Annotated in this window: 4 protein-coding genes; all 4 read right to left on the reverse strand. The window is 60.0% G+C overall.

Annotated features, from left to right (window positions below; translation table 11 throughout):
* The coding region (locus R3D51_00005) for a DUF2840 domain-containing protein (protein ID MEZ5897854.1) at positions 1-234 on the reverse strand (234 nt) is incomplete at its 3' end.
* 151 nt (positions 235-385) lie between these two features.
* Positions 386-664 (reverse strand): helix-turn-helix domain-containing protein, encoded by a 279-nt coding sequence (locus R3D51_00010; protein MEZ5897855.1) that lies wholly within the window; start codon positions 662-664, stop codon positions 386-388.
* 133 nt (positions 665-797) lie between these two features.
* Positions 798-1,352, reverse strand: a complete 555-nt coding sequence (locus R3D51_00015) for a DUF2285 domain-containing protein (protein MEZ5897856.1) — start codon at positions 1,350-1,352, stop codon at positions 798-800.
* A gap of 25 nt (positions 1,353-1,377) precedes the next feature.
* Complete coding sequence (locus tag R3D51_00020) at positions 1,378-1,572, reverse strand: DUF6499 domain-containing protein (protein ID MEZ5897857.1); 195 nt, start codon at positions 1,570-1,572, stop codon at positions 1,378-1,380.
* Positions 1,573-1,656: the final 84 nt, after the last annotated feature.

Here is a 1,656-nt window from a genome sequence, read left to right on the forward strand (position 1 = left end):
GACCGTCGAATAGGGTTGCCCGGGCGTTGCGGCTCGCAGGATGTCAACGCGGGACAAGACGGTACCGAAATCATTGGACGTCCAGCGCACGAAAGCGAAGATGCTGGCGGGCGTGAAGGACAGGACGCGGCGGTTTCGGCTCAGGATCCGTTCCGACACCGGATTGCCGAACCGAATCCGGTTCTCTATGCGCTTTTCAAGCCATAAGAGTTCTACTGTCGTGAGATCGCTCATGATGAAGACTTTCTTGCTGTTGAATAGCTGCCCGATGCGAAGTGAAGACGGGGTCGCGATTTCAAATCAGCTGGCCACGCTCGCGGAATTGCGCGTTGCCGGTTCGCGGTCGACGACCTGCTGCACAGCAACTCCTGTCTTCGGGCATGCTTCAGCGACGCTCCTTGCCCGCATACGGGATGGGAGCGTGCCGTTTCGCAGGTAGAACCGCGCCGGAGCCCGGATCGCTGGTTGACGTTCTGGTGCCGAGGTCGGCCCACGCGCTCAGATCGGCGACCGCGTAGACGACGCGTCCGCCGATCTTCCGGTAGGCGGGACCGGTGCCATAGATCCGGTGCTTTTCCAGAGTGCGGGGAGAAAGGCTGAGGAATCGCGCTGCTTCGGCAGTCCGCAAGTATCGGGGCGGCAATCCGGTGTTCGGATCCGACATATGAAGGGCTCCGTGATGGTTAAGGAACGCCGGTGAGGTTGCCGGCGCGTCAACGGACACAATGGCGGAATGGAGCCGCAAAGGGGGATGCCGAAGATGAGGGGGTGTGTTTTCGGCACCCCAAAGGGCGGAGCTATTTCTTCCTGGATATGGGGCGCAGCAACGCACGGTAGCCGCCGCGCATCAGAGCGATGCCGCTCTGGACCAGGCGGATGGTCAGGCTGCGAAGATCATGGTCCTTCCAGGAGCGGCCAAGAACGCGCTCTTTGCCGAACAAGCCCTCTGCGATTTCACGATAACTATGACCCGCCAGCCATGCATCGAGGGCCCGCATGATCAGTAAGAAGCGCCGCCGGCGCTGGTACGAGATCGCAAGCGGCGGCGTACCAAGACGGCGGCCTTCGATGGCGGACCAAAATCGGTGTGCCGCCTGCAGTCGTATGTCGAAATTGGCGTCGAGTGGCAATGCGACGGAAAGCGGTGAACCTCTGGCGGGCATTGCCGGCAGGTAGAGGCGGTGAATTGCGCCTGCCAGCGGTACAATGGCATGCCACCCATCTAGTCCATGGCGAAGTTCGCCACCGTCGAGCGTGGTCCAATCGAGATCATAGTGCGCCGTCTCGCTGGACGCGTCCGCTTCGCGGAGCGCCAGGACGGTCGAGAGAGCCTCGGGGGCCCAGAATATCACTTGTCGGTCGAAGGCTTTTTCCGGATCAGCCGCGAAAAGACAGCCCCCATTTATTGCGGAATTGATGCGTCATTCCGCTCGATCGCTCGGCGGCTGTCAGATTTCTGAATTCTTGCTGGTATTCGCTGTCGCGGCGTAGCCATTCCCAGGCAATGTCGGCTGTCTCTGCCGTTCCGAAGTTTGCGTAATCTTGCTCTGATCTCCAATCAACGCCCGACATGACTACTTCCCCGCTGCACTGCACTAACGATGGGGAATTGCAACACGACAAATGTGACCATTTCTGGTTGCGGCCAATTAGTTA

The sequence above is a fragment of the Hyphomicrobiaceae bacterium genome (assembly GCA_041397645.1).
In the GTDB taxonomy this organism is placed as follows: domain Bacteria; phylum Pseudomonadota; class Alphaproteobacteria; order Rhizobiales; family Hyphomicrobiaceae; genus Hyphomicrobium_B.

Coding starts and splice junctions, on each gene's coding strand:
- R3D51_00020 (MEZ5897857.1), bottom strand. CDS start 1,572: ATGTCGGGCGTTGATTGGAGATCAGAGCAAGATTACGCAAACTTCGGA.
- R3D51_00010 (MEZ5897855.1), bottom strand. CDS start 664: ATGTCGGATCCGAACACCGGATTGCCGCCCCGATACTTGCGGACTGCC.